This window comes from Cryocola sp. 340MFSha3.1 (assembly GCF_000383315.1).
Classification (GTDB): domain Bacteria; phylum Actinomycetota; class Actinomycetes; order Actinomycetales; family Microbacteriaceae; genus Leifsonia.
The window spans coordinates 288840-315181 of record NZ_KB911087.1; the positions used below are offsets into that span (position 1 = coordinate 288840).

26 protein-coding genes and 1 tRNA gene are annotated in these 26342 nt (G+C 70.1%); 7 read left to right on the forward strand and 20 right to left on the reverse strand.

Features of this window, described 5'->3' with window-relative positions; genetic code table 11:
- Positions 1 to 12 precede the first annotated feature (12 nt).
- Positions 13 to 984 carry an alpha/beta fold hydrolase gene (locus H284_RS19860; protein ID WP_051092445.1) on the forward strand — a complete coding sequence of 324 codons (972 nt, stop codon included), beginning with the start codon at positions 13 to 15 and terminating at the stop codon, positions 982 to 984.
- Positions 974 to 2017, forward strand: a complete 1044-nt coding sequence (locus H284_RS19865) for a redoxin domain-containing protein (RefSeq protein ID WP_020074887.1) — start codon at positions 974 to 976, stop codon at positions 2015 to 2017. Before H284_RS19860 ends, H284_RS19865 begins: the two co-directional genes overlap by 11 nt.
- Positions 2018 to 2054: 37 nt before the next feature.
- Here H284_RS19865 and H284_RS0101370 read toward each other — a convergent pair whose 3' ends face one another.
- From H284_RS0101370 to H284_RS0101385, 3 genes are all read right to left on the reverse strand, one after another.
- Positions 2055 to 3077, reverse strand: coding sequence for a helix-turn-helix transcriptional regulator (locus tag H284_RS0101370; protein WP_020074888.1), 1023 nt, complete (start codon positions 3075 to 3077; stop codon positions 2055 to 2057).
- A complete protein-coding gene (locus tag H284_RS0101375) occupies positions 3070 to 3696 on the reverse strand; it encodes an MEDS domain-containing protein (protein WP_020074889.1) in 627 nt (208 codons plus the stop codon). The genes H284_RS0101370 and H284_RS0101375 overlap by 8 nt, the downstream gene beginning before the upstream one ends.
- A gap of 209 nt (positions 3697 to 3905) precedes the next feature.
- Positions 3906 to 4529, reverse strand: a complete 624-nt coding sequence (locus H284_RS0101385) for a GNAT family N-acetyltransferase (protein WP_020074890.1) — start codon at positions 4527 to 4529, stop codon at positions 3906 to 3908.
- 34 nt (positions 4530 to 4563) lie between these two features.
- Between H284_RS0101385 and H284_RS20975 the strand changes: the two genes are divergently transcribed.
- Positions 4564 to 4710 carry a hypothetical protein gene (locus H284_RS20975; RefSeq protein WP_020074891.1) on the forward strand — a complete coding sequence of 49 codons (147 nt, stop codon included), beginning with the start codon at positions 4564 to 4566 and terminating at the stop codon, positions 4708 to 4710.
- Between the two features lie 118 nt (positions 4711 to 4828).
- On the forward strand, positions 4829 to 6004 hold the full coding sequence (locus H284_RS0101395) for an RtcB family protein (protein WP_020074892.1): 1176 nt from the start codon (positions 4829 to 4831) through the stop codon (positions 6002 to 6004).
- 74 nt (positions 6005 to 6078) lie between these two features.
- Here H284_RS0101395 and H284_RS0101400 read toward each other — a convergent pair.
- From H284_RS0101400 to rplU, 11 genes are all read right to left on the reverse strand, one after another.
- Positions 6079 to 6151, reverse strand: a tRNA-Ala gene (locus H284_RS0101400).
- A gap of 94 nt (positions 6152 to 6245) precedes the next feature.
- Positions 6246 to 6581: a TFIIB-type zinc ribbon-containing protein gene (locus H284_RS0101405; protein WP_018190822.1), complete on the reverse strand. Its 336-nt coding sequence runs from the start codon at positions 6579 to 6581 to the stop codon at positions 6246 to 6248.
- A gap of 78 nt (positions 6582 to 6659) precedes the next feature.
- Entirely contained in the window at positions 6660 to 7037 is a 378-nt protein-coding gene (rsfS, locus tag H284_RS0101410) for a ribosome silencing factor (RefSeq protein ID WP_018190821.1), read from the reverse strand.
- 61 nt (positions 7038 to 7098) lie between these two features.
- On the reverse strand, positions 7099 to 8541 hold the full coding sequence (locus H284_RS0101415; protein WP_231371040.1) for a hypothetical protein: 1443 nt from the start codon (positions 8539 to 8541) through the stop codon (positions 7099 to 7101).
- Positions 8538 to 9140, reverse strand: coding sequence for a nicotinate-nucleotide adenylyltransferase (gene nadD, locus H284_RS0101420; RefSeq protein ID WP_020074894.1), 603 nt, complete (start codon positions 9138 to 9140; stop codon positions 8538 to 8540). The genes H284_RS0101415 and nadD overlap by 4 nt, the downstream gene beginning before the upstream one ends.
- 12 nt (positions 9141 to 9152) lie before the next feature.
- On the reverse strand, positions 9153 to 9389 hold the full coding sequence (locus H284_RS0101425) for a hypothetical protein (RefSeq protein WP_018190819.1): 237 nt from the start codon (positions 9387 to 9389) through the stop codon (positions 9153 to 9155).
- Between the two features lie 53 nt (positions 9390 to 9442).
- Entirely contained in the window at positions 9443 to 10723 is a 1281-nt protein-coding gene (locus H284_RS0101430) for a glutamate-5-semialdehyde dehydrogenase (protein ID WP_020074895.1), read from the reverse strand.
- Positions 10724 to 10732: 9 nt separating this feature from the next.
- Positions 10733 to 11602: a glutamate 5-kinase gene (gene proB / locus H284_RS0101435; RefSeq protein ID WP_020074896.1), complete on the reverse strand. Its 870-nt coding sequence runs from the start codon at positions 11600 to 11602 to the stop codon at positions 10733 to 10735.
- Positions 11599 to 13170, reverse strand: a complete 1572-nt coding sequence (obgE, locus tag H284_RS0101440; RefSeq protein ID WP_018190816.1) for a GTPase ObgE — start codon at positions 13168 to 13170, stop codon at positions 11599 to 11601. Before obgE ends, proB begins: the two co-directional genes overlap by 4 nt.
- A gap of 88 nt (positions 13171 to 13258) precedes the next feature.
- Positions 13259 to 13516, reverse strand: coding sequence for a 50S ribosomal protein L27 (gene rpmA / locus H284_RS0101445; RefSeq protein WP_018190815.1), 258 nt, complete (start codon positions 13514 to 13516; stop codon positions 13259 to 13261).
- 26 nt (positions 13517 to 13542) lie between these two features.
- Positions 13543 to 13851 carry a 50S ribosomal protein L21 gene (rplU, locus tag H284_RS0101450; RefSeq protein ID WP_029042780.1) on the reverse strand — a complete coding sequence of 103 codons (309 nt, stop codon included), beginning with the start codon at positions 13849 to 13851 and terminating at the stop codon, positions 13543 to 13545.
- A gap of 288 nt (positions 13852 to 14139) precedes the next feature.
- On the opposite strand from rplU, the gene H284_RS0101455 reads away from it, so the two are divergent.
- Positions 14140 to 14418 (forward strand): DUF4031 domain-containing protein, encoded by a 279-nt coding sequence (locus H284_RS0101455; RefSeq protein WP_018190813.1) that lies wholly within the window; start codon positions 14140 to 14142, stop codon positions 14416 to 14418.
- A gap of 34 nt (positions 14419 to 14452) precedes the next feature.
- On the opposite strand, the gene H284_RS19870 is transcribed toward H284_RS0101455, so the two are convergent.
- Entirely contained in the window at positions 14453 to 17056 is a 2604-nt protein-coding gene (locus H284_RS19870; RefSeq protein WP_020074898.1) for an Rne/Rng family ribonuclease, read from the reverse strand.
- 309 nt (positions 17057 to 17365) lie between these two features.
- Between H284_RS19870 and H284_RS0101465 the strand changes: the two genes are divergently transcribed.
- Complete coding sequence (locus H284_RS0101465) at positions 17366 to 17983, forward strand: vitamin K epoxide reductase family protein (protein ID WP_020074899.1); 618 nt, start codon at positions 17366 to 17368, stop codon at positions 17981 to 17983.
- 324 nt (positions 17984 to 18307) lie between these two features.
- On the opposite strand, the gene ndk is transcribed toward H284_RS0101465, so the two are convergent.
- From ndk to H284_RS0101490, 5 genes are all read right to left on the reverse strand, one after another.
- A complete protein-coding gene (gene ndk / locus H284_RS0101470) occupies positions 18308 to 18730 on the reverse strand; it encodes a nucleoside-diphosphate kinase (protein ID WP_018190810.1) in 423 nt (140 codons plus the stop codon).
- Positions 18727 to 19167 carry a DUF4233 domain-containing protein gene (locus H284_RS0101475; protein ID WP_018190809.1) on the reverse strand — a complete coding sequence of 147 codons (441 nt, stop codon included), beginning with the start codon at positions 19165 to 19167 and terminating at the stop codon, positions 18727 to 18729. The genes ndk and H284_RS0101475 overlap by 4 nt, the downstream gene beginning before the upstream one ends.
- On the reverse strand, positions 19164 to 20531 hold the full coding sequence (locus H284_RS0101480) for a bifunctional folylpolyglutamate synthase/dihydrofolate synthase (protein WP_020074901.1): 1368 nt from the start codon (positions 20529 to 20531) through the stop codon (positions 19164 to 19166). Before H284_RS0101480 ends, H284_RS0101475 begins: the two co-directional genes overlap by 4 nt.
- Positions 20528 to 23875: an isoleucine--tRNA ligase gene (gene ileS, locus H284_RS0101485; protein WP_020074902.1), complete on the reverse strand. Its 3348-nt coding sequence runs from the start codon at positions 23873 to 23875 to the stop codon at positions 20528 to 20530. Before ileS ends, H284_RS0101480 begins: the two co-directional genes overlap by 4 nt.
- 349 nt (positions 23876 to 24224) lie before the next feature.
- Positions 24225 to 24842, reverse strand: coding sequence for a TetR/AcrR family transcriptional regulator (locus H284_RS0101490; protein ID WP_020074903.1), 618 nt, complete (start codon positions 24840 to 24842; stop codon positions 24225 to 24227).
- 66 nt (positions 24843 to 24908) lie between these two features.
- Between H284_RS0101490 and H284_RS0101495 the strand changes: the two genes are divergently transcribed.
- Positions 24909 to 26231, forward strand: a complete 1323-nt coding sequence (locus tag H284_RS0101495) for an MFS transporter (protein ID WP_020074904.1) — start codon at positions 24909 to 24911, stop codon at positions 26229 to 26231.
- The last annotated feature ends 111 nt before the right edge of the window (positions 26232 to 26342 follow it).

Genomic DNA, 26342 nt, shown 5'->3' on the forward strand with positions numbered 1-26342 from the left:
GGGAGCGCGACGATGGCGGGAATCGACGGGACATCCGAACCCGATGGGATGGACGCGGTGCGGCAGGTGGACGCCGGCGAGCTGAACATCGGGTACACCGACAGCGGGCCGGCCGACGGACCACCGGTGCTGCTGCTGCACGGCTGGCCGTACGACATCCACAGCTTCGAGGGGGTCGTGCCCGCACTCGCCGACGCCGGCCTCCGCGTCGTCGTGCCGTTCCTCCGCGGCTACGGCACGACGACGTTCCGCAACCCCGGCGCCCTGAGGACCGGTCAGCCGGCCGCGCTCGCAGCCGATGCGATCGCCCTGCTGGATGCGCTGGGCATCGAACAGGCGCTGGTCGGCGGCTGCGACTGGGGAGCCCGGACGACGAACATCCTCGCCGCCCTGTGGCCGGAGCGTGTGCGCGGGCAGGTGACCGCGAGCGGGTATCTCGTCGCAGGACAGGCCGCCAACGCGAACCCGCTGCACCCGGTGGACGAGCTGACGTGGTGGTACCAGTTCTACTTCGCCACCGAGCGCGGCCGGGCCGGCTACGACCGGTACCGCGACGAGTTCGCGCGCCTGATCTGGCGCACGGCGTCCCCGCGCTGGGACTTCGACGACGCCACCTTCGAGCGCAGCAGGCCGGCGTTCGACAATCCCGATCACGTCGACATCGTCATCCACAACTACCGGTGGAGGCTGGGGCTGGCCGACGGCGACCCCCGCCTCGACGAGGTGGAGACCCGCATCGCGGCCCGTCCGGCGATCCCGGTCCCGGCGATCACCCTGGAGGGCGACGCGAACGGCGCCTTCCACCTCGATCCGGCCGCCTATCGCGACCGCTTCACCGGACGGTACGAGCATCGGCTCATCACCGGCGGTGTCGGGCACAACCTGGCGCAGGAGGCGCCGCGCGCGTTCGCCGACGCCGTCCTGGACGTCGCGCGGATGGCCGACGAGGTCGCCACCCGAGCGGAGAACGACCGTGTCGGCTGACGACGACCGCGAGCGCGGCCTGTTCCGCACCATCGCGCACCGGCTCGCGGGCGACGAGGAGCCGCTCCCCGACGAGGGCCGGCTCCCACCGTTCGCCCGCGCCACCGGCTGGCTCAACTCCGAGCCGCTGACGCCAGAAGGCCTGCGCGGCCGCGTCGTCCTCGTCGGCTTCTGGACCTACACCTGTGTCAACTGGCTCCGCACGCTCCCGTACCTGCGCGCCTGGCACGAGAAGTACGCCGCCGACGGGCTCACCGTCATCGGAGTCCACACGCCCGAGTTCGGGTTCGAACACGACCGCGCCAACGTGATCGAACGCACCCGTGCCCTCGGCGTCGAGTACCCGATCGCGGTGGATGACGACTACGGCGTCTGGGACGACTTCGCCAACCACTACTGGCCGGCCGTCTACCTGGCCGACGCCGACGGGCGGCTGCGGTTCCACCACTTCGGCGAGGGCGAGTACGAGCGCACCGAGATGATGATCCAGCGGCTGCTGATGGCGGCCGGCGCCCGCGACCTGGATCTGAACCTCGTGATGGTCGAGCCGCACGGACTGGAGGTGGCGGCGGACTGGCGTGACCTCCGCTCGCCCGAGACCTACCTCGGCTACGGCCAGAGCAATGACTTCGTCTCCGAGTCGGCCGACCGCTACGACCGGAGCGAGTCCTACGACGGCACCGGCGCGCTGCCGCTGAACGGCTGGGACCTGACGGGCCGCTGGACGCACGCCCGGCACGCGGCCGTACTCGACGAGGCCGGCGGCAGCGTCGCGTTCGCCTTCCACGCGCGGGACGCGAATCTCGTGATGGGACCGACCCCGGCCGGCACCCACATCCCGTTCCGTGTGCTTCTCGACGGCCGGCCGCCCGGCGACGCGCACGGCACGGATGTCGACGCCGACGGTCGCGGCGTGGTCGACCGCCAGGACACCTTCCAGCTGATCCGGCAGCAGGGCCGCGTACAGGATGCAGTGCTCCAGCTGGAGTTCGACCGCCCGGGGCTCGAAGCGTACTGCTTCACCTTCGGGTGATCCGCGCTCGGGTGATCCGCGCTCGGCTGGCTCCCGGTCAGATGACGCCGTGCCGGAGCGCGAACGCCGTCGCCTCGCTGCGCCGACCGACCCCGATCTTGCGGTACAGACTCGTGATGTGGCGCTCGACCGTCCGGTCGCTCAGCCACATCACACCGGCGATCTCCTTGTTGCTCAACCCCTGCGCGAGAAGGCCGAGCACCTCGAGTTCGCGCCGGGTCAGCGTCTCGTCGAGCGGCGCCATGTCGTCGGCCGCCGAGCCGCGCACAGGATCCGGATCCAGAGGTGAGCCGCGCAACGCTACGACCGCCCGCTCCCCCGCATCCGGTGCCGAGAGAGGATGCGTCCCAGCGGCACCGAGCGACACGTTCGGGTCGTCCGCCTCCTTCGCCGCCTGACGGACCCGGCGCGTCGCCTCCGTCAGTGCCGGGCCCAGGTCGTCGAGGAGGGCGTGCAGGGCGTTCTTCTGACGATCGCGCTCCCGCTCGGCCGCCCGGCGGGCATCCTGCTCGGCCGCCAGGCGCCGTGCCGTGTGGAGGGCGATCGCCGCCTGCCCGACCGCGACCCGCAGCAGGTGCGTCTCCCGCTCGGTCGGGAAGTCGGCCCGGGATGCCGCCACCAGCACGCGCGCCGACTCCCACGGCAGCGCCAGGCTGAGCCCGGCGACCCGGGTGATCCGTCCGGTCGTCGCACCGCCCACCTCGGCCGTCCGCACTGCGGCTGTCGCGAAACCGGTCGTACCCGGCTCCGTGCCGCCGGAGTCCGGGAACGCACGACCGGACCGCAGCGCCTCCACCAGGGAGTCCGGCGCCGGCGCCCCGGACGGGCGCCAGGCCTCGAGCCGCTCCTGACCGCCGGGGATCTCGAACCGGGCGAAACCCGCCTCCAGCCGCAGGACGCCGACCAGGACGCTCAGCAGGCCGTCCGCGATCTCGGCGGGACTGTGATCCACCCACAGCGACGGCAGCGCGAGCATCGCCCCGAGGTCGCGCATCCACCCCCGATCGTCGGGTGCGAGGGCGGGCGCGAAAGCGGGCTCGAGGGCGGGGTCGTCAGCCACGGGCGCTCCGTTCCTGCACGAACTCCTCCGGCGGTACGAAGAACGGGTTCTCCTGCAGCAACCCGCCGATGAGGACCATCGGATGCGTGCGCAGGATGTCGATGATGAAGGCGCCGTCGAAGCGGGACGTGTCGTAGGCGCAGATGACCACGTGCTGGTGGCGGGCGTGCAGGAAGTTCGCCCGCGCCTCGAACTCGATCAGGTCGTCCGCGACGCCGTCCCGGTCGACCGCCCACCCCATGTCGGCGAGCAGCCGGATGCGCGGGCGGGCCGACGCGCCGAGCATCGCATCCAGCTGGTCCAGCATGTCTGCCTGGTCGAAGTCCCCGCTGCGCAGGTACGTCTCGGCCCAGGTCCGCACCTCGCAACGCCTCTCCTCGAGGAGCGCGCCCGTGTCGAACCCCAGGCGACGGAGACGGCGGAGCGGAGCACCGGGCGTCGCGGTATCAACCAGGTACAGGAGGCGGTCGCCCGCATCAACGCCGTCCCGCAGGAACGGATCGAGCACGGCGTCGGCCTCCGCCTGCCCGTTCACGAAGGCGCAGACATGGCGGTAGCGGTCGAGCACCCCGCCGGCGAAGGTGACAGGGTCTGTTGCGCGTGGGATCTCGGCTGCCATCCACGACTCCCGTTCCGTGCGGGAGGATAGCCCAGCGATGACGCGACGCACAACGGGCACCGACCGTTCCGCGCACCCCGGCTTGCGGCTACGCTCGCCTCATGACGAACAAGACCCCGCGCGAAGAAGAGATCCAGAAGGAGCAGGAGGCGAAGGACGCCGAGAAGGAGCGTCTGGAGCAGGAGGAGGAGCGCCGCCTGCGCTGAGGCTCAGCCTCCTTCTGCAGGGTTGCGCGCATCTCGCCACATCGTGGTGACGGCAGCCCCGTCGATGACGGACGTGAAGCCGCCGACCGCCCGGAAGCCCGCACGCTCATACCGGTGGTCGTTGGTCGGATTCGTCGACTCCAGGTACGCCGGCAGCCCGTCCGCATCGAACCGGGCGAGGTCCTCGGCGAGAAGCCGCTGACCGATCCCGCGCCCGCGATGAGCGGGATGCGTGGCCAGCAGGCTCAGGTACATGTGCGGTTCGCCGTGCGGGTGCGTCTCGTCGAACCGCTGCCACAGCCGCCGGTACGCCTCGAAGCGCTCGGGCGTGAGCGTGCGCGCCATCAGGGCGTCCACCTCCGCCTCCTGCTGCTCGGTGAGTTCGTCGACCCCGGGCGGTAGCCAGACGGCGACGGTCGCTGCCTCGCCCGCGGGGCCCTGCTGCATGGACACCGTTCGATAGCCGATGGCGCCCTCGACGAAGTACCGCCAGAACCGCTCCAGGTGCGCGGTTCCGCCGTCCGGCGCCGCAAGAGCGGGCCCCCACACCGGGTCGTCACGGAAAGCCAGGGCGATCGTCGTCGTGATGGCGTCCGCGTCGGCCGGGCCGGCGATCCGAGTGTCCATGGATGAGACTGTACTTCCCAGAATCACTGCTGGCATGTATAGTCGTGAATCCTGCGCCGACCGGCGCAGACAGCCCACGCTGAAGAACGCCGAACGGAAGGACACCGGGATGCTCAGCCTGCAGTACCCGAAGCGCGAACAGCGCACCTTCCGCGCGCTCGAGCGCCCGCGGGGTCTGTAGCACCGCACCTTCCGGTGTGTCGCAGCCCCGCCGTTCGAGGTCCGGGGCTGACCTCCTCCTTCGCATCTCCGCGGGGAACGGCCGTCCCGGCCGCACCCCGATGAGAAACGAAAGGATCATGGAAAGAATCTCGAACCGCCTGCTGAGCTGGGCCTCCCTGCTGGAGGACTCCACGCGCGAGCAGGCGGTCACCACCTCGCGGATGCCGTTCATCCACCCGCACCTCGCCCTCATGCCGGACGCCCACCTGGGCCTCGGCGCCACGGTCGGGTCGGTCATCCCGACCCTCGGCGCCGTCATGCCCGCGGCCGTCGGCGTGGACGTCGGATGCGGGATGATCGCCGTGCGGACGCAGTTCACCCGCGACGACGTGGCGGCCTCCTCGGCTCCGCTCTCGGAGCTGCGCAGCCAGATCGAGCGCGCCATCCCACTGTCCGCCGGCGCCCGCAACCGGAAGATCGTCGCGACCGCGGAGCCGCGCATCCAGGAGCTGACAGAGCTGGCCGAGCAGGCAGCATTCGACCCGTCGACGCACCTGCGCGACTGGGAGCGCCAGCTGGGCTCGCTCGGCTCCGGCAACCACTTCATCGAGGTCAGCCTCGACGAAGAGGACGTGGTGTGGCTGTTCCTTCACTCCGGCTCCCGTGGCGTCGGCAACCGGATCGCCGGTCACCACATCAAGGTCGCGCAGGCGCTGATGGAGAAGTGGTGGATCGAACTCCCCGACAAGGACCTCGCCTACCTGGTCGAGGGCACGCACGAGTTCGACGAGTACATCGCGCAGCTGCGGTGGGCTCAGCACTTCGCGCTGCTGAACCGTGAGGAGATGATGGACCGTGTGGTGCGTCAGACGTCGGAGTGGTTCGGCGTGGACGTGATCGAGTCGGAGCGCATCAACTGCCACCACAACTTCACGCAGAAGGAGAACCACTTCGGCAAGGACGTCTGGGTGTCGCGGAAGGGCGCCATCTCGGCGCGCGTCGGCCAGGCGGGCCTGATCCCCGGTTCGATGGGGACGGCGTCGTACGTGGTCTCCGGGCTCGGCAACCCGCTCGCGCTGCATTCCTCGCCGCACGGCGCTGGACGCCAGTTCTCGCGGACGGCCGCGCGCAGGCGGTTCACCATCGAGGAGCTGCGTGAGGCGATGACCGGGATCGAGTTCCGTGACACGGAGGCGTTCCTGGACGAGATCCCGCAGGCGTACAAGCCGATCGACCAGGTGATGGCCGACGCGGCCGACCTCGTCGAGATCCGCCACACGCTTCACCAGCTGGTCAACGTGAAGGGCGACTGACCGCCAGCGGCCAGACACCGACCGTAACAGCACAGAAGGCCGGCCCTTTCGGGCCGGCCTTCTGTCATCTTCGGTGGATCTGAGGGGACTCGAACCCCTGACCCCCTGCATGCCATGCAGGTGCGCTACCAGCTGCGCCACAGACCCAGAGTGTGCGCCGTTCGGGCCTTTCGGACCTCCCGGAACAACTCATTCAGACTACTACATCGCGCCCGCCAGAAAAAACTGAGCGCCGCTCGTGTCAGTCGAACAGCTCGCTGAGCCAGTTCTCCTTCTTCTTCTTGTAGGGGCGCTGGCCCTGCTGGTCGTAGCGGGGGTCGCTGTAGCGCTGGTCGCCATACCGGGGCTCACGGTACTGCGGCTCCGCGTACGGCTGCGGCGCGGCGTACTGCGGCGGCACCGGCTGCGGGGCGGCCTGGGGGCCGGGAGCGGCCGGAGCCGAGGTCCCGGCGCGGTCGATGATCTTGTCGAGCTCACCGCGATCGAGCCAGACTCCCCGGCACTCGGGGCAGTAGTCGATCTCGATGCCGTGGCGTTCGCTCATGACCAGGGTCGCGTTGTCATTGGGACACTTCATGTGCCCATCAAAGCGGCCCTTCATGAGAGGCCTCTCAGGTGAACCCGACAGAACGCTGGGAGCCGGGTGCGCGGCGCCCTACTCGGCGTTCTCGTGGACGGGCAGCTCGATCGGGATCGTCGGGCAGTCCTTCCAGAGGCGCTCGAGCGCGTAGTACATGCGGTCCTCTTCGTGGAAGACGTGCACGACGAGGTCGCCGAAGTCGAGGAGCACCCAGCGGCCCTCTCCCTTGCCCTCGCGGCGCAGCGTCTTCACTCCGGCCTCGTTGAGGCGGTCCTCCACCTCGGAGGCGATGGCGACGACGTTGCGCTCGACGCGTCCGCTGACCAGCAGGAACGCATCCGTCAGCGGCAGCGGGCCCGACACGTCGAGGGCCACGAGGTCCTGTCCGCCCTTCGAGTCGGCGGCGGCGGCAGCCACCTGCAGAATCTCCCGGGCGTGCTGGGATGCGGTCACGGAAGGTCCTCCGGTCGTGGGGTCGCGGTCGGTGCGAGAAGAGCGGCGCAGGTGCGGATGATCAGAACACCTTCAGCACGTAGGCGGCCACGAGCAGCGCGGTGACGCTCACCGCCAAGACGCCGGCCGTGACCATCAGGATCACCGGCAGCGTGTTGCCGCGCTTCTTCGGCGGAGCGATGACGCCCCGGGTGGAGGTGTGTGTGCTGATGGCGCGCGACGCGCGGACCGGCTGAACCTCCGAGGTGTTGAACTCGTTCTCCTCGCCGTCGAGCAGACGGTCGAGGTCCGAGGAGTCGATGCGGTCGGGGTGGGCGCCGGTGGCTCCCATCCCGCGCGGCAGGTCGATCGAGCCGGTGACCAGGATCTCCCCCGTGCTCGTCAGCGGCGCGCGGGTATCCGGCTGCGGGATGACGGGCAGGATGAGCGCATTGGTCGTCGTCGCGGCGGTCGACTGGGCGACGTTGCGCGAGATGATCGGCTGGTTCTGGTCGTCCAGTTCGGCGGCCGTCGACCAGTGCCCGGTCGGCGGGGTGAACGGCCGGCGCTCCTGTGCGGCAGTCTCGCCCGGCTCCTCATTCTTCGCCGGGGCGGGCGCGGACGGGGCCTCGACAGCGGGGGCGTCGGCCTTCGGCTCCGCAGTGCCGAAGGCGGCGAAGGGAGAGGTGGAGCTCTGGGTGACCGTGGTCTCGGACTGGCCGGAACGGGATGCGGTCGGCGCTGACGACGGAGTCAGCGGGGCGAACGGCCAGGCCGACTTCTCGCTGGTCGGGGCGGGCGTCGCGGGATCGGCTACGAGCGGATCGGCGGCGGGAGCAGCAGCAGCGGCCTGCGGAGCCGACGAGCCGGACTCCGCTGCACCTTCCTTGGCGCCGGACTCTTCGGGACCGGACGTGAAGGACACGGGGAAGACCTGCTCCCCGGCGGCCGGCGCGTGATTGGCCTGGGCGTTGGCCTCCTGAGCCTGCAGCATCGCGCGGAGCTCGCGGCGCGTCAGAGTGCGCTCCGACCCGGCGTTCGCTGAAGCCGGCGGGGTGGACGCGGGTGCCGCGGGCGGCGTGGTCGGCTGGAGGATGGCCATCGGCTGCGTGACGGGCTCGGGCTGCGTGGTGTCCGGACCCTGACGGAACAGGTCGAAGGCGTCACGCGACGGCGACGAGACGCCGGGTTCAGCGAACGCGCTGGCCGGAATGGCCGGACGCTCCGGCTGGGTCGGCGCCTGCTCGGCCTTCGGGGCGGCGGGCTCGGCCTGCTTCGACTCGGCCTGCGGCTTCTCGGCGCCCTGCGCCTCAGCCTGCGGCTTCTCGCTCTGCTGCGCCGTGTCGGCCGCGGCAACATCCTCTTCGGGCGCGCGCGGGGGCACGGTGGTGGTCATCTCGGGGATCTGCCCGCCGGGTGTCGGCTCAGCGGTTCCGGCACGTCGGGAGGCGGAGCGCTCGAACTCCCTCGCCTGTCGCCGCGTCTGCGGCTGGCCCGTCGGCGGCTGTTCAGGCCACGATGTCATGCCACGCTCCGATACAGATGGTGTTTGGAGATGTATTGAACAACCCCGTCCGGTACCAGGTACCACACCGGGAATCCCCTGCTCACCCGGCTCCGGCAATCGGTCGACGAGATCGCCAGGGCCGGAACTTCCAACAAGCTTACGTCTTGCTCCGGCAATCCAGAAATACTCAAGTCATGTCCCGGGCGACTCACAGCCACGAAGTGGGCGAGCTCCCAGAGCTCCGCGACGTCGCGCCAGCTGAGGATCTGGGCGATGGCGTCCGCGCCGGTGATGAAGAACAGCTCGGCGTCCGGACGCTCGCGGTGCAGGTCGCGCAGGGTGTCGATGGTGTAGGTCGGACCGACCCGGTCGATGTCGACCCGGCTAACCGTGAACCGCGGATTGGATGCGGTCGCGATGACCGTCATCAGGTAACGGTGCTCCGGCGGGGTGACGGCGCCCTTCTGCCAGGGCTGACCGGTCGGGACGAAGATGACCTCGTCGAGGTCGAACGACTGGGCCACTTCGCTGGCGGCCACCAGGTGGCCGTGGTGGATGGGGTCGAAAGTGCCGCCCATCACACCGATCCGCGGCCGGCCCGTCTCCTTCAGCTCCATGCCCGGATCGGCTCAGTGCCCCTGGGTCGGGTGGCCGGTGCCGTGGTGCGTGGCACCCGGAGCGCCCGCGTGGGCGGCGGCGTCGGGGGCGGAGCGGTGGCTGTGCCGGTTGGCGACATCCTTGAAGCTCCAGGCGACGAAGGCGAGGGCGATGAAGAGGACGATGGCGATAGCGCCGAACGCCCAGGTGGGCATCGGCAGTTCGACGTGGGTCTCCGCCTCGGCGAGGACGGTCGTCAGGAATGACATCGTGCGTGATCCTTTCTCGGGGCCTTCGGCCCGCCGTCAAGTCTAGCGGTCGGTCACGCCCGGACCTGGCCGGACCCGCGGACGATCCACTTGGTGCTGGTGAGCTCCGGGAGTCCCATCGGCCCGCGCGCGTGCAGCTTCTGCGTCGAGATGCCGACCTCGGCGCCGAACCCGAACTCTCCGCCGTCGGTGAAGCGCGTCGAAGCGTTCACCATCACGACCGCGGAGTCGACCTCGGCCAGGAAGCGCTCGGCGTTCTGCAGGTCGTTCGTGATGATCGACTCCGTGTGCTGGGTGGAGTACCGGCGGATGTGCTCGATCGCCTCGTCGAGGTCGTCGACCACCTTCACGGAGATGTCGAGGCTCATGTGCTCGGTGGCGTAGTCCTCGTCCGTCACCGGCACCGCATCCGGCGCGAAGGGCAGAGCGCGGTCGTCGGCGTGAATGGTGACGCCCTCGGCGCGCAGCGCGGAGAGCACGGGCGGCAGCAGCCGCTCGGCGGCGGCGCGGTGCACGAGCAGCGTCTCGACGGCGTTGCACACGCTCGGCCGCTGGACCTTGGCGTTCCGGACGATGTCGACGGCCCAGTCCTCACGGGCCGACTCGTCGAGCACCACGTGAACGACACCCGCGCCGGTCTCGATCACCGGCACCGTCGACTGGGTCACCACGGCCTGGATCAGGTCGGCGCTCCCCCGCGGGATGAGCACGTCGACGAAGCCGCGCGCCGTCATCAGCTCGGCGGCGCCCTCGCGGCCGAAGTCGTCGATCGTCTGCACGGCATCCGACGGAAGGCCGGCGCTCGCCAGCGCCTGCTGGATGACGTGCACGAGTACGCGGTTGGTCTCGATGGCCGCGCTGCCGCCGCGCAGCACCGCGGCGTTGCCGCTCTTGATCGCGAGCGCGGCGATGTCGATCGTGACGTTGGGGCGGGCCTCGTAGATCGCGCCGACGACGCCGAAGGGGACGCGCACCTGCGTGATCTTCACGCCGTTCGGCAACGAGCTGCCGCGCACGGCCTCGCCGACCGGGTCGGTCAGGCCGACGATCTCGAGGACGGCGTCGGCGAGACCCTGCAGGCGCGCCGGGCTCAGCGTCAGGCGGTCGAGCAGGCCGGTGGAGAGGCCGTTCTCACGGCCGTTGGCCAGGTCGAGCTCGTTGGCGGAGAGGATCTCGGCCGACGAGGCGAGCACACCGTCGGCGATGGCGCGCAGCGCGCGGTTCTTGCGATCCGTGTCGGCGATCGCGAGGTCGCGCGACGCGGTCTTGGCGGCGGCGAGCCGTTCGTGCAGGGAGAGCGCGGCCGTGGGCAGCGCACCGGTCAACGAGGACATGCGTCGATTCTAGGACGCCGCGGCGTCGGAGGTGACGGCCGCGGTCGAACCGGTGGAGAGCCCGGACCTGGGGACGGAAGCGTCGGCTGCGTGCGTGTCGGGCGCGGGCGCGAACCACGTGCCGACCTGCTCGCCGCGCAATGCCTGCGACACCAGCGATGTCGCGGTGAGCACCACGGCGGTGCCGCGCTCGGCGGCCTGGCGGGCGGCCGAGACCTTCGTGACCGCTCCCCCGCTGCCGACGCCGGAGAGACCGGTCGACCCGATCTCGACGCCCTCCAGCTCGTCGTCCCAGCCGACGACCTCGATGCGCTCGGCACCGGGCTCGTGCGGCGGACGGGTGTAGAGCGCATCCACGTCGGACAGCAGCACCAGGAGGTCGGCGTCGACGAGCAGCGCGACCAGCGCAGCCAGACGGTCGTTGTCGCCGAACCGGATCTCGTGCGTCGCGACGGTGTCGTTCTCGTTCACGATGGGCAGGATGCGGAGGTCGAGCAGCCGCTCCATCGCACGCTTGGCGTTGCTGCGGTGGGTCGGGTTCTCCATATCGCCCGCGGTCAGGAGCACCTGCCCCGCGACGATGTCGTAGCGATCGAAGCTGTCCTGGTAGCGGTAGATGAGCACGGTCTGACCGACCGCGGCCGCCGCCTGCTGCGTCGCGAGGTCGGTGGGGCGCTCCGAGAGCGACAGGAAAGGCGTGCCGGTCGCGATGGCGCCGGACGAGACGAGGATGACCTGCGTACCGCGGCCGTGGGCCTCGGCGAGGGCGTCGACCAGCGGCACGATCTGCCCCGCGTTCTCGCCGCTGATGGACGACGAGCCCACCTTGACGACGATGCGTCGGGCGGAGGGGATCTGGCTGCGGTCGTCGATGGTCATTCCTCTGCGGTCTCCTCGTCTCCACGGCTGCCGTCGGCCGCGCTGCGCACCACGTTGTCGTCGTAGCTGTCGTCCTGCCACAGCCCGGCCTCGCGCTCACGCAGGAGCTCTTCGCGGGCCTCGGCCTTCGCATCCATCCGCTCGAAGTAGTCGTCGCGGCGCTGAGCGCGGGTCGGACGCGCGTTGGTGTCCAGACGCACGTCGCTTCCGCGGGGCGAGGTGATGAGTTCCGCGGTGGAGGTGAGCGTGGGCTCCCAGTCGAACACCACACCGTTGTCACGGCCGATGACGACGGTGGAGCCGGCGACGGCGCCCGCGCGGACCAACTGGTCCTCGACGCCGAGCTTCGCGAGGCGGTCCGCCAGGAAGCCGACGGCCTCGTCGTTGGCGAAGTCGGTCTGGGCGACCCAGCGCTCCGGCTTCGCGCCCAGGATGCGGTACACCGGGCCGTCCGTGCCGCCCTCGACCTTGACGACGAATCCGGAGTCGTCGACGGCCTTCGGGCGGATGACGATGCGGGGTCGTGCCTGCTCCAGCGCGGCCTGCTCGGCGCGCGCCTGCTCCACGATCTCGGCCAGGGCGAACGACAGCGGGCGAAGGCCTTCATGGCTGACCGTCGAGATCTCGAAGACGCGGTAGCCGCGCTGCTCGAGCTCCGGGCGGACGAAGTCGGCCAGCTCGCGCGCGTCCGGGACGTCGATCTTGTTCAGGGCGATCAGCTGCGGACGCTCCAGGAGCGGCGTCTGCCCCTCGGGGACGGGGTAGGCGGCCAGCTCGCCGAGAATGACGTCCAGGTCGCTCAGCGGGTCGCGACCGGGCTCCAGCGTCGCACAGTCGAGCACGTGCAGGAGCGCCGAGCAGCGCTCGACGTGACGCAGGAACTCCAGGCCCAGCCCGCGTCCCTCGCTCGCGCCCTCGATGAGACCGGGGACGTCGGCGACGGTGTAGCGGACGTCGCCCGCCTGCACGACGCCGAGGTTCGGGTGGAGCGTGGTGAAGGGGTAGTCGGCGATCTTCGGCTTCGCGGCCGACATGGCAGCGATGAGGCTCGACTTGCCCGCCGAGGGGTATCCGACCAGAGCGATGTCGGCGACCGTCTTCAGCTCGAGCTGGACGTCGCCCTCCCACCCGGGGGTGCCCAGCAGCGCGAAGCCCGGCGCCTTGCGCTTCGGGTTCGCCAGCGCGGCATTACCGAGGCCGCCGACGCCGCCGGGAGCGACGACGTAGCGCATGCCAGGCTCCGACAGATCGACGAGCTCGTCGCCGTCGGCGCTCTTGACGACCGTGCCCACCGGGACGGGCAGTTCGAGGGTCTCGCCGGTGTGGCCGCTGCGGTGGTCGCCCATGCCGAAGCCGCCGTTGTCACTCGAACGGTGCGGGTGGCGGTGATAGCCGAGCAGCGTGGTGACCTGCGGGTCGGCGACAAGGACGATGTCCCCGCCGTTGCCGCCGTTCCCGCCGTCGGGACCGGCTAGCGGCTTGAACTTCTCGCGCCGGACCGAGACGCACCCGTTGCCGCCGTTGCCGGCGCGCAAGTGCAACGTCACGCGATCAACGAACGTCGCCATGGTGCTCTCCTACTGCTTGTGGTGCTGAAACGGCGGATGGGCGGGCCGAAGCCCGCCCATCCGGAAGAGTGGTGCTCGTGGTCGAGGCTCAGGCCTCGGCCGCCACGATGTTGACGACCTTGCGGCCGCCCTTGGTGCCGAACTCGACCGCGCCGGCGGCGAGGGCGAACAGCGTGTCGTCACCGCCACGACCGACGTTCACGCCGGGGTGGAAGTGGGTGCCGCGCTGGCGGACCAGGATCTCGCCCGCGTTGACGGTCTGGCCGCCGAAGCGCTTCACGCCGAGGCGCTGCGCGTTGGAGTCGCGGCCGTTGCGAGTGGAGCTTGCTCCCTTTTTGTGTGCCATGGTGTCTTCTCCTCGAGAGCCGTCGGCTACTTGATGCCGGTGATCTTGACGCGCGTGAGCTCCTGACGGTGGCCCTGGCGCTTCTTGTAGCCGGTCTTGTTCTTGAACTTCTGGATGACGATCTTCGGGCCGCGGAGGTCGCCGAGGACCTCGGCGGTCACGGTGACCTTCGCGAGGGACTTGGCGTCGGAGGTGATCTTGTCACCGTCGACCAGCAGCACCGGCGCGAGCTCGATCTTGCCGTCCTTGTCGGCCTTGACGCGGTCCATCGTCACGATGGTGCCGACCTCGACCTTCTCCTGCCGGCCACCGGCGCGCACAACTGCGTAAACCACTTTCACGTACCTTTTCGTCGGGGAACAGTTCCCGGCGCTGCCGCGGACCTGGTCCTGCTTCTTCAACTGTTTGGAAGTCACTGGCGAGTCCCGCCGGTAGCGACATGCTCCCGGCTGCTCTCAGAAAACCATGATGGCTGCGCGGGTCATACCCGGCACACACCAACGGTCAACTTTACCCGACGCCCGACAGGCCGTCAATTCAGCGGCCGTCGTCACGGTGGCGACACCGTTCCGGCTTCGGGACCGTCCGGCTCAGACTTCGGAACCGGTTCCTAGAATCATTCTATGACGGTCCTGATCGATCCCCCGGCATGGCCGGCCCACGGCATGTTGTGGTCGCATCTGGTCAGCGACGCGTCGCTTGACGAGCTGCACGCCTTCGCCGAGGCGAACGACATCCAGCGCCGCGCCTTCGACATCGACCATTACGACGTGCCCGACCGGCGCTACGACGAGCTCGTGGCGGCCGGAGCGCATCCCGTCTCCGGCAAGGAGCTCGTGTCGCGGCTCATCGCCAGCGGGTTGCGGGTGCGGGCGCGCGACCGGGTCCGCCGCCGACACTGACGGCGTCCCGGTCGCTCCAGCCCGGTGGTGGAGGCTACTCGCCCCTCGGCGCCAGCTCACCGCCGGCGATGACCGCCGTGCTCGCGCGTCGGCTCCGGTTGCGGCCCTGACCCGGCTCCTTCGGCGCGGGCAGCGCCTCGAGGACGGAGTCGAGCAGGAGCTCGGCCTCCTCCGGCGACGGACGCGCCGCGGGCGGGCGCACCTCCGCCGGCTCCGGGAGGTCGAGGAGCGGGAGGATCGGCTCGGCCGACGGCTCCGAGGACCCAGCCTCGGGCGCAGCCTCCGCCGAGACCTCGGTCGGCTGCTCCGACGCGGGCTCGCTGACCGTGTCCTCGGACGGCGTGGTCTCGGCCTGCTGCCGGTCGGCACCGCCCTTGCCCTTGCGGCGGCGCTTCTTCGTGGCGGTGACCTCGGTCAGCGTCACCTCGGTCACGCTGATCTGCTCGACATCGGCCGACGCGGCGCTCTCCTGCGCCTTCGCCTCCTCGTCGTGGTGGATGGTCGACGCGGCGATCTTGGCCAACGCGTTCTTGGCGTCGTCGGTGATGGCGTGCGTGCCGTTGTGGCCGCCTGCGCCGTTTCCGCCGTTTCCGTTGCCGTTCCCGTTCGAGCCGCCGTTGCTGCTGGCGCCTGTGCTCCCACCGCGGCCACGGCGACGCTCGTTCTGCGGCTGCTGCGGCTGGCGGTGCTTGACGACCGGGTCGTGGTGGACGATGACACCGCGGCCGGCGCAGACCTCGCACGCCTCGCTGAAGGTCTCAAGCAGGCCGAGGCCGAGCTTCTTGCGGGTCATCTGCACGAGACCGAGCGAGGTGACCTCGGCGACCTGGTGCTTCGTCCGGTCACGGCTCAAGCACTCCACCAGACGGCGGAGCACCAGATCGCGGTTCGACTCCAGCACCATGTCGATGAAGTCGACGACGATGATGCCGCCGATGTCGCGCAGCCGGAGCTGACGGACGATCTCCTCGGCCGCCTCCAGGTTGTTCTTGGTGACGGTCTCTTCGAGGTTGCCGCCCGAGCCGACGAACTTGCCGGTGTTCACGTCGACGACCGTCATGGCCTCGGTGCGGTCGATGACGAGCGAACCGCCCGACGGCAGCCACACCTTGCGCTCCAGCGCCTTCTCGATCTGCTCTGTGATGCGGAACTCGTCGAACGCGTCGCGCTCCCCCATGTACGGCTCGACACGGTCGAGCAGGTCGGGGGCGACCTGGCGGAGGTAGTTCTCGATCGTCTGACGCGCGTCGTCGCCGGCGATGACGAGCTTCTGGAAGTCCTCGTTGAAGACGTCGCGGATGATCTTGATCAGGAGGTCCGGCTCGCTGTGCAGCAGAGCAGGAGCCTGCTGGGTCTCGACACGCGTGCTGATGTCGGCCCACTGCGAGGTCAGGCGGGTGACGTCGAGCGTCAGCTGCTCCTCGGTCGCACCCTCGGCGGCGGTGCGCACGATCACGCCCGCGTTCTCGGGCAGCACCTCCTTGAGGATCTTCTTGAGGCGCGAACGCTCGGTGTCCGGGAGCTTGCGGCTGATGCCGTTCATGGATCCGCCCGGCACGTACACGAGGTAGCGGCCTGGGAGCGAGATCTGGCTGGTGAGACGGGCGCCCTTGTGGCCGACCGGGTCCTTGGTGACCTGGACGAGCACGCGGTCGCCCGGCTTCAGGGCCAGTTCGATGCGGCGCGGCTGGTTGCCGGTCTCGACCGCATCCCAGTCCACCTCGCCCGAATACAGCACGGCGTTGCGGCCACGGCCGATGTCGACGAACGCGGCCTCCATGCTGGGGAGCACGTTCTGCACGCGGCCGAGGTAGACGTTGCCGATGAGCGACGCCTCCTGCGAGCGGGCGACGTAGTGCTCGACGAGCACCTTGTCCTCGAGCACGCCGATCTGGATGCGGCCGCCCTTCGAGCGGACGACCATCTGCCGGTCGACCGACTCGCGGCGGGCCAGGAACTCGGCCTCGGTGATGACCGGGCGGCGACGGCCGGCGTCGCGACCGTCGCGGCGGCGCTGCTTCTTCGCCTCGAGACGCGTGGACCCCTTGACCTTCTGCGGCTCGGTGATGAGCTCGGGCTCGCGCGGCGTGCGCACCTTGACGACGGTGTTGGCCGGGTCGTTGGCGTTGTCGCGCGACTCGCCCGCGCGGCGGCGGGACCGACGGCGGACACCGCCGGCCGGCTCCTCGTCGCCCTCGGGGAGCGGCGGGAGCGGCAGGACGTCCGGCGCCTGGAAGAGCAGGGTCGTCGGGGGCAGGCCGGGCGCGGCGGCGCCGACGACGGGTGCCTCCGCCTCGCCGTGCTTGTCCGGGAGCGCTGGAGGCTCGAGGCCCGCCGCGGGCTGCACGCCGTCGGCGGCGAGGGCGGGCTGTGCCGCGGCCTCACCGGCGGCGGGCGCCGTCTCCTCGACGGTGGCAGCCTGTGGCGCTTCGGGCTCGGCGACCGTCTGCTCGGCGGTGGGCTCGCCGGCGGCCTGCTCGGCCGCTATCTGTCCGGAGGAAGGCGGGAACGCGTCGGCCTGTGCGGCCTGGAAGGGCTTCTTCACGACGCGTCGTGCGCCGAAGAGCCCCTTGCGCTTCCGTCCTCCCGTCTCCGTCTCGTTGTTGTCCGTGTTGTCGATATTTTCGTTATCCACCATCGCTGGTGCACTCCTCGACCGGTGGCGGTTGCCCGCTCACCGGGTCTCTCCGTCGGGAGGCGGCGCGAGCGGCGCCTCCCTCAATCCTGTTCGGATACCGCCGGGCTCGTGGCGCGGCCTGCATCCGGCTCATGTTCTCCACCGGCCATCACGGCCGGCATTTTTCACGGACGCTCTGGGCGCCCTCAAGCCTTCTGTCGGTGCTCCCGGCCTCGGCCGGGACGACTGCTGCAACGATTATCGCACGGGCGCGGGCCCACCCGAGTCTCCTCCCAGGACGGCACGCAGACGTCATGCCATAATCCGAGGGTGCCAGACAGCCCCGCCGAGGTTTCCTACCGCCGCCCGACCGCTCTCGCCGTCTTCCTGATCGTCGCCGGACTCATCGGAGTCTGGGCGGCGTTCATGCTCACCGTGGACAAGTTCCACCTCCTGGAAGATCCGAACGCGCAGCTCTCCTGCAACTTCTCCGTTCTCGTCGGGTGCGCCAAGAACCTCAACTCCTGGCAGGGATCGCTGCTCGGCTTCCCGAACCCGATCCTCGGTCTCGGCGGCTGGACGGCCACGATCGCCGTCGGCGCCGGCCTGCTGGCGAACCGTGCGCGCTTCGCCCGCTGGTACTGGATCGCGTTCAACATGGGCGTGCTGCTCGCGCTGGTGCTCGTGATCTTCCTGATCACCCAGTCCATCACCGTGCTCAACGTGCTGTGCCCGTGGTGCATGGTGACCTGGCTCGTGACCATCCCCACCTTCTGGGCGGTGACCCTCTACAACCTCAAGGAGGGCAACATCCCCGTGCCGGAGCGCGCCCGCCGCGTATTCCGCACCCTGTACGGCTGGGTGCCGCTGATCACCATCGTCTGCTACGCGATCGTCGCGATCCTGGCTCAGATCCAGCTCGACTGGATCCACCGCGCCTTCGTCTGATCCGGTCGCCTGATCGGTCCGCTTGGCCGGACCGCCGGACCGCCTAACCGCCTACTCTCCGACCGGAGACGGCGCGTCAAATCCTCGTCTGCGCCGTGGGAAGCAGCGCGAGAAACGGAGGCATTCCGGGCACTCCTTCTCGGAAGATCCCTCCGTTCGCAGCGCTTCCCCGGCGTGTCTGACCGATGTGCCTCCCTTTCCGCGCGCAAGACAAGGCGGCGGGAAACGGAGGAGCATCCGGTGCGACACGCCGGTGGATGCGCGAAAGGGAGGCGCCCGGGGCCGTAGCGGCCGGGGGCGCCTCCCTCTCGTGTAGGTGTCGGCTCAGCCGAACCAGAGACCGAGCTCGCGCTGTGCCGACTCGGGCGAGTCGGAGCCGTGCACGAGGTTCTGCTGCACCTTGAGGCCCCAGTCGCGGGCGAGGTCGCCGCGGATGGTGCCCGGGAGCGCGGTCGTCGGGTCGGTGGCGCCGGCGAGGGAGCGGAAGCCCTCGATCACGCGGTTGCCCGCCAGGCGGATGGCCACGATCGGGCCCGACTCCATGAACTCGACCAGCGGCTCGTAGAACGGCTTGCCCTCGTGCTCGGCGTAGTGCTGCGCGAGCAGGTCGCGGTCGGCCTGCAGCATCCGCAGGTCGACGAGCGAGTAGCCCTTCGCCTCGATCCGGCGCAGGATCTCGCCGGTCAGCCCGCGGGCCACTCCATCCGGCTTGATGAGGACGAGGGTCTCTTCGACGGCACTGGTCATGGGTTCTCCGTTCCATTGTCGGCCGCGGCAGCCGCGGCCCGGTTGTTTCGGTCGATGCGTGCGGCGGCGATCATGCAGTACGCCCACATGGCGGTGAAGATCGCGCCGACGATGAAGAAGGCGGGGACGAGGAGGCCGGCCGCCACGATGACGACCTGGACGATCCAGCCGAGGACGACGCCGACGGTGTTCCGCAGCAGCCCGATCGCGACGATCATCAGTACGATGAGCGCCGCTCCCCCGCCCAGTGCGACGCCGGCGGGCAGCGAGCCCAGGCCGAACAGCACGAGCGCGCCGAGGAAGACGACGAGCAGCTCGAAGCCGAGGACGATCGAGCCGAGGAGCTCGCGGAGCGATCGCTGACGGCGCGGGCGGCCGGCGCGCTCCTGGCTCGCGGGCTGCTCGGGCGCGTCGCCCGCGGATCCGGCGTCGGTCACGTCGCCGCCTTCTTCCACTCCTGCTCCTCGGCGTACGCCATGGCCTGGCCGACCAGCACGATGCTGCCGGCCACGACGACCGCGCGGCGGCCCTCCTCGCCCGCCCAGTCGCGGGCGGACTCGAGCGCGTCGATGGGGTCCGAGTAGACGATGGTCGCCTCGTCGCCCACCTCCTCGCGCACCAGCTCGCCGAGGTCCTCCGCCTCCCGCGCCCGCTCCGAGTCGGGACGCGTGACGAAGAACTGCGTGGCGACCGGCGCGAGCGCTCGGATGACGCCGCGCGCATCCTTGTCGCCCAGGATGCCGACGACGAAGGTGATCTCGTCGAAGTCGAAGTAGCTGCGGAGCGCCTCGGCCAGCACCGCGGCGCCGGCGGGATTGTGCGCGGCGTCGACGAGGATGCTCGGCTCGATGCCGATCAGCTGCAGGCGGCCGGGCGAGGTGGCCGTGGCGAACCCCTCCTCGACGAGGGCGGGATTGAGCGGCTGGGTCCCGCGCCCGAGGAAGGTCTCCACCGCTGCAACGGCGACGGCTGCGTTCTGCGCCTGGTGGTCTCCGTAAAGCGGGAGGAAGACGTCCTCGTAGGTCGCCGCGCGCCCACGGACCGTTACCAGCTGTCCGCCGACGGCGACGCGGGTCGATGCGACATCGAAGTCGCCCGGCTGCTCGGCGAAGGTCGACTCGGTGAGCAGCGCGGCATCCCGCAGCACCCGGTCGGCCTCGGGAGTCTGCGCCGACGACACGACGTCGGCCGACGGCTTCACGATGCCGGACTTGGTGCGCGCGATCTCCTCGACGGTGTCGCCGAGCGCCTTGGTGTGGTCGAGCGCGATCGGGGTGAATACGGCCACCTGGCCGTCCCCGACGTTGGTGGAGTCCCACTCGCCGCCCATGCCGACCTCGATGACCGCGACGTCGACCGGCGCATCCGCGAACGCGGCGAAGGCCAGGGCCGTCAACGCCTCGAAGAACGTCAGCGGTGCCTTGCCCGCCTCCGTCAGCTCCGCATCCACGATCTCCAGGTACGGGCTGATGTCCTCCCAGTTGCGTACGAGCGCCTCGTCCTCGATCGGCTCGCCGTCGATCACGATGCGCTCGTTGAAGCGCACCAGGTGGGGGCTCGTGAGCAGTCCGGTACGGAGGCCGTAAGCGCGCAGCAGGCTCTCGGCGATGCGGCTGGTGGACGTCTTCCCGTTGGTTCCGGTGACGTGGATGATCGGGTACGCGCGCTGCGGGTCGCCCAGCAGCTCCACCGCACGGCGGGTGGCGTCGAGCCGCCGTTCTGGCGCTCCCTCGCCGACCCGGGCGAGCAGCGCTTGGTAGACGGCCTCTGCGCGGTCGCGGTAGTCGTCCTCGTCGGTCACGACTCCTCCTCGTTCAGCTTGGTGACGCCGACGGTGAACGCCCCGGCGTTGGCGAACTGTCCGGCGCCGAACTGCTGCTCGTACGCGGGCTGCTCCGGTGTCGATGCTCCCGCGGCCGACACCTGCACCGCCAGAGCCAGCGTCTCGGTCGCGATGTCGACGTCTCCCGCGAGGTCGAGCGCGCGCGCGTCGTCCTCGTGCTCGAACGTCAGGGCGAGCCGGATACGGTCGCTGACGTCGAGTCCGGCCGCCTTCCGGGTGTCCTGCACGGCACGGATGATGTCGCGCGCAAGCCCCTCCGCCTCGAGCTCCGGGGTGGTCGCGGTGTCGAGCAGGACGAACCCGCCGCCGGCGAGCAGCGCCAGGGCCGACGTCCCGTCGCCGTCCGACGCGGTCTCGAGCACCAGGTCGTACTCCCCCTCGACCAGTTCGACCCCGCCGACGGTGACGACACCGTCGGTCTCCGACCAGTCGCCGGCCCGGGCGGCCTGGATGACCTGCTGCACCTGCTTGCCGAGTCGCGGACCGGCAGCGCGGGCGTTCACGGTCAGCTTGCTCGTGATGCCGTAGTGCGCAGCGCTGTCGTCCTGCAGCTCGACCAGCTCGACCGCTTTCACGTTGAGCTCGTCGCGCAGGATGCCCTCGAACCGGGCCAGCGCGGCGGCGTCGTGCGCCACGACGGTGAGCGAGGCGAGCGGCAGCCGGACACGCTTGCCGGCCTGCTTGCGCAGCGACAGCGCGGTGGAGCTGATGGCGCGGATGCGGTCCATCGCATCCACCAGGGCGTCGTCCGCCGGGAACTCGGCGGCCTCCGGCCAGTCGGTGAGGTGGACGCTGCGGCCGCCGGTGAGGTCCTTCCAGATGCGCTCGCTGACGAGCGGGAGGAGGGGCGCGGCGACGCGGGTCACGGTCTCGAGCACGGTGTAAAGCGTGTCGAAGGCCTCGGTACCGCTGCCGTCCTCGCTGACGCCCTCCCAGAACCGGTCGCGCGAGCGGCGCACGTACCAGTTGGTGAGCACGTCGGCGAAGTCGCGCAGCTTGGCGGCGGCGAGGGTCGAGTCCAGGGCATCCAGGTCGGCGGTCACGGCCTCCACCAGGTCGCGCGTCTTGGCGAGCAGGTAGCGGTCGAGCACGTCGGTGGACGCGGTGGAGCGCTTCGCCTCGTACCCGGACGCGTTGGCGTACAGCGAGAAGAAGTACCAGGTGTTCCACAGCGGCAGCAGCACCTGGCGGACGCCCTCGCGGATGCCCTCCTCGGTGACCACCAGGTTGCCTCCGCGCAGCACGGGGCTCGACATCAGGAACCAGCGCATCGCGTCGGAGCCGTCGCGGTCGAAGACCTCGTTGACGTCCGGATAGTTGCGGAGCGACTTCGACATCTTCTGTCCGTCGCTGCCGAGCACGATGCCGTGGCTGATGACGTTCTTGAACGCCGGGCGGTCGAAGAGGGCCGTCGCGAGCGTGTGCAGCAGGTAGAACCAGCCGCGCGTCTGCCCGATGTACTCGACGATGAAGTCGGCCGGATTGTGGCTGTCGAACCAGTCGCGGTTCTCGAACGGGTAGTGCACCTGCGCGAACGGCATCGACCCGGAGTCGAACCACACGTCCAGCACGTCCGGGATGCGGCGCATGGTGGATCGGCCGGTCGGGTCGTCCGGGTTCGGGCGCGTGAGCTCGTCGATGAACGGGCGGTGCAGATCCGGCTCGCCCGCAGCATTCAGGGGAAGGCGGCCGAAGTCGCGCTCCAGCTCCTCGAGCGACCCGTAGACGTCGACCCGCGGGTAGGCGGGGTCGTCGCTCTTCCAGACCGGGATGGGCGATCCGAAGTAGCGGTTGCGCGACACCGACCAGTCGCGGGCGCCGGCGAGCCACTTGCCGAACTGGCCGTCCTTGACGTTCTCGGGCACCCAGGTGATCTGCTGGTTGAGCTCGCCCATCCGGTCGCGGAAGTCGGTGACGCGGACGAACCAGCTCGACACCGCCTTGTAGATGAGGGGATTGCGACAGCGCCAGCAGTGCGGGTACGAGTGCTCGTAGCTCGCCTGGCGCAGCAGCCGGCCCCGCTCCTTGAGCAGGCGGGTCAGCGGCTTGTTCGCGTCGAACACCTGCAGGCCGACGACGTCGGGCACGTCCGGGAGGAAGCGTCCGCCGTCGTCCACGGAGATGATGACCGGGATGCCGGCCTTCTCGGTCACACGCTGGTCGTCCTCGCCGTAGGCGGGCGCCTGGTGCACGATGCCGGTGCCGTCCTCGACCGTGACGTAGTCGTCGACGAGGATGCGCCACGCGTTCTGCGTGCCCCACTTCTCGGTGTCGGCGTAGTAGTCCCAGAGCCGGTCGTACTCGACGTCGGCGAGCTCGGAACCGTTCAGCGTCCCGGTGATCGCGGCCAGCGCGTCGGCCGGCGACTCATAGCCGAGGTCCTTGGCGTAGTTGCCGACGAGGTCCTTCGCCAGCAGGTAGCGGCCGCTCAGGACTTCCTGGTCCGGACTGCCGTTGGAGTCGGCGGCGCCGTTCGGGCCAGAGGGCAGCACCGCGTACTCGATGTCGGGGCCGACCGCGAGCGCGAAGTTGGTGGGCAGTGTCCACGGGGTCGTCGTCCAGGCGAGAGCGCGCACGCCGGTGAGCCCGAGAACCTCGGCCTTCTCGCCGACCAGCGGGAACGTGACCGTCACGGTCTGGTCCTGACGCATCTTGTAGACGTCGTCGTCCATCCGCAGCTCATGGTTCGACAGCGGGGTCTGGTCGCGCCAGCAGTACGGCAGCACGCGGTAGCCCTCGTAGGCGAGGCCCTTCTCGTGGAGCTGCTTGAACGCCCAGATCACCGACTCCATGTACGTGGTGTCGAGTGTCTTGTAGTCGTTGTCGAAGTCGACCCAGCGCGCCTGGCGGGTGACGTACTCGCGCCATTCGCGGGTGTACCGCAGCACCGAGTCCTTCGCCGCCTGGTTGAACGCGGCGAGACCCATCTCCTCGATCTGGCTCTTGTCGGTGATGCCCAACTGCCGCTCCGCCTCCAGCTCCGCGGGCAGACCGTGGGTGTCCCAGCCGAAGCGGCGCTCCACCTTCTTGCCGCGCATCGTCTGGAAGCGCGGGAAGACGTCCTTCGCGTACCCGGTGAGCAGGTGGCCGTAGTGCGGGAGGCCGTTGGCGAACGGCGGGCCGTCGTAGAAGACCCACTCCTCGGCGTCGGCGCGGTTGTCGATGGAGGCGCGGAAGGTCCCGTCCTTGTCCCAGAACTTCAGGACGTCGGTCTCGATCTCCGGGAAGACGGGACTCGGCGTGACGTCGGGGCGCTGCTCGCCGTCGTGCGGCGAGTCCGGCGCGGACTTGGGGTACGGCATCTCACTCCTGGCAGGTTCTCGTGCTGGACGAGGACGCCGGACGCTCGCACGCCCGTCGCGGTACCACCCCGCTTGCCCCACCCGCCGCCGGTGGCGGAAAGGGCCTCTCATTCTTCGGCTGTGACGGGCCGGCCCCGTTCGGTTCTACTGAGCGCCGCTCGCGCGTCCGCCGTTCTTCCGAAGACTCCCCGGCGATACCCGGATCTATGCCTGTGCCCTCCATCCTATCCGCTCCACGCCCCTCCGCGTCCGGCTTTCCGTGAAGTGCACCTTGTTGCGGTCGACACGCCGTCCGAGACCGCAACGACGTGCACTTCGCGACGAAGTGCGTCGCGAGGGGCCGAGCACCTCAGAGGGCGGAGGCGTAGCCGCGGCAGACCGGCGCGACGGCCGTCCGGACGAGCGGGGTGAGGGCGCCGCGGCGGACGCCGGCACGCGCCCACGCGGTTGCGGCCGAGACGGCGGCTCCGACGACCGCGGTGGCGGCGGCACGCGGGAGGAGCGCGTCGGCGCCGAGCGCCGCGCGGGAAGCGATGAACGCCTGGAGGCTGCGGACGAGCGCAAGGAACCGCGGGAGCGCGGAGGCCTGCAGTTCCGCGTCGGTTCCCATCAGTTCCACCTGGGTCACCGCGAGCGGCAGCCGCCCGGGGCCGAAGGTGTCGGCGAGGCGCGTGACAGCGTCGAGCACCGCATCCATCGGCGCCAGCTCGGTCGGGACGGACGCGAGTGTCGTGTCGAAGGCGGCGAGCGCCTCATCCACCTCCAGCCACAGCAGGTCGCTCTTGGAGCCGAAGTAGTTGAAGAAGGTGGCCCGGCTGACGCCGGCGCGTCGCGCGATGTCGTCGACCGTGGTGCCGGTGTACGTCTGCTCGAGGAAGAGCTCGGCGGCCGCCTCGGCCAGCATTTCGCGGGACGAGGAGCGCGGCCGGCCGGAGCCGGACGAGCGCGGGGAATGCGGCAGCGCCATCGTGCGTTCCCCTCTCGTGCCATTATTGGACCCGGTCCACATATTAATCCGTTCTGAAGGACACCCGTGACAACCACCACCAGCCCCGTCCGCAGCGAGACCGACCGCCCGGGCATCACCCCCGGCACCGCACGCCGCGTCACCATCGCCTCGTTCGTCGGCACGGCGCTCGAGTCGTACGACTTCTACCTCTACGCGTACTTCGCGGCCTTCTTCGTCGGCCCCCTCTTCTTCGCGCCGCTCGGTGCCTTCGGCGGAGCGCTGGCCGGGTTCCTCGCCATCGCCGCCGGCTTCGTCATCCGCCCGATCGGCGCTGTTGTGTTCGGCAACCTGGGCGACCGGATCGGACGCCGCCCGACCCTGCTCATCACCATCCTCATCATGGGATTGAGCACCGGCCTGGTCGGACTGCTCCCGACCTACGCGGCGGCCGGATGGTTCGGAGCGATCGCGATCGTGCTGCTGCGTCTGCTGCAGGGCTTCTCGGTCGGCGGCGAGTGGGGCGGCTCCATCCTGCTGGCCACCGAGTACGCCAACCCGAAGCGGCGCGGCTTCTACGCGGCACTCCCCCAGTTGGGCTCGCCGGTCGGCTCCATCCTGAGCGCGGTGGTGTTCATCGTCCTCACCCTCACCATGTCGACCGCGGACATCGCGGCCTGGGGATGGCGCATCCCCTTCTTGACGGCGTTCCCGCTGCTGCTCGTCTCGCTCTACCTGCGGTGGTCGATCGACGAGACGCCGGTGTTCCGCAAACTGCTCGAGACGGGAACGCGCGACCGCTTCCCGGTGATCGACGTGTTCCGCAAGGCGCCTTCGGGCTTCGTCATCGGGATCGGCGCCGCCGTCCTCGGTATCGGCTCCTACTCGCTGATGAACACCTACATGGTCGACTACGGCACGTCGGTGCTGGGCTTCAAGTACCAGGATCTGCTGGTCGCCACGACCATCGGCGGTCTGCTGCAGCTGGTCACCATCCCACTGTTCGGCCTCTGGGCGACGCGGATCGGTTCGGCGAAGGTCGTCGCCATCGGCGCGGTCGGAACCCTGATCGTCGCCTTCCCGATGTACTTCCTGCTGCAGTCCGCGTCGTTCGCGATCCTCGTGGGCAGCATGATCATCGGCGGCATTCTGCCCACCCTGTCGTGGGCGGGGCTCGGCGGGCTGATGTCGGACCTCTTCCCGAGCGAGGTGCGCTACAGCGGGCTCTCGGTCGCTTACAGCCTCGCCGCGCTGCTCACGTCGTTCGTCCCGGCGCTCACCCTGATCTTCGGCAAGGCCACCGGCAACGCCTGGTGGCACCCGGGGATCGTGCTCGCGGTGATGTCGGCGATCACCCTGGTCGCGGCCCTGCTCGCCGCGCGCCGGAAGCCGATCATCGACGAGGTCTGACGCACGGTCTGACGCTTGGTCTGGCACCCGGCCGGGTGCCGTCCTGACGCGTTCGCACCCGAGGTTCGGTACTCTGGAGGGGATCCCACACTCAGGCACCCCGTGGACACG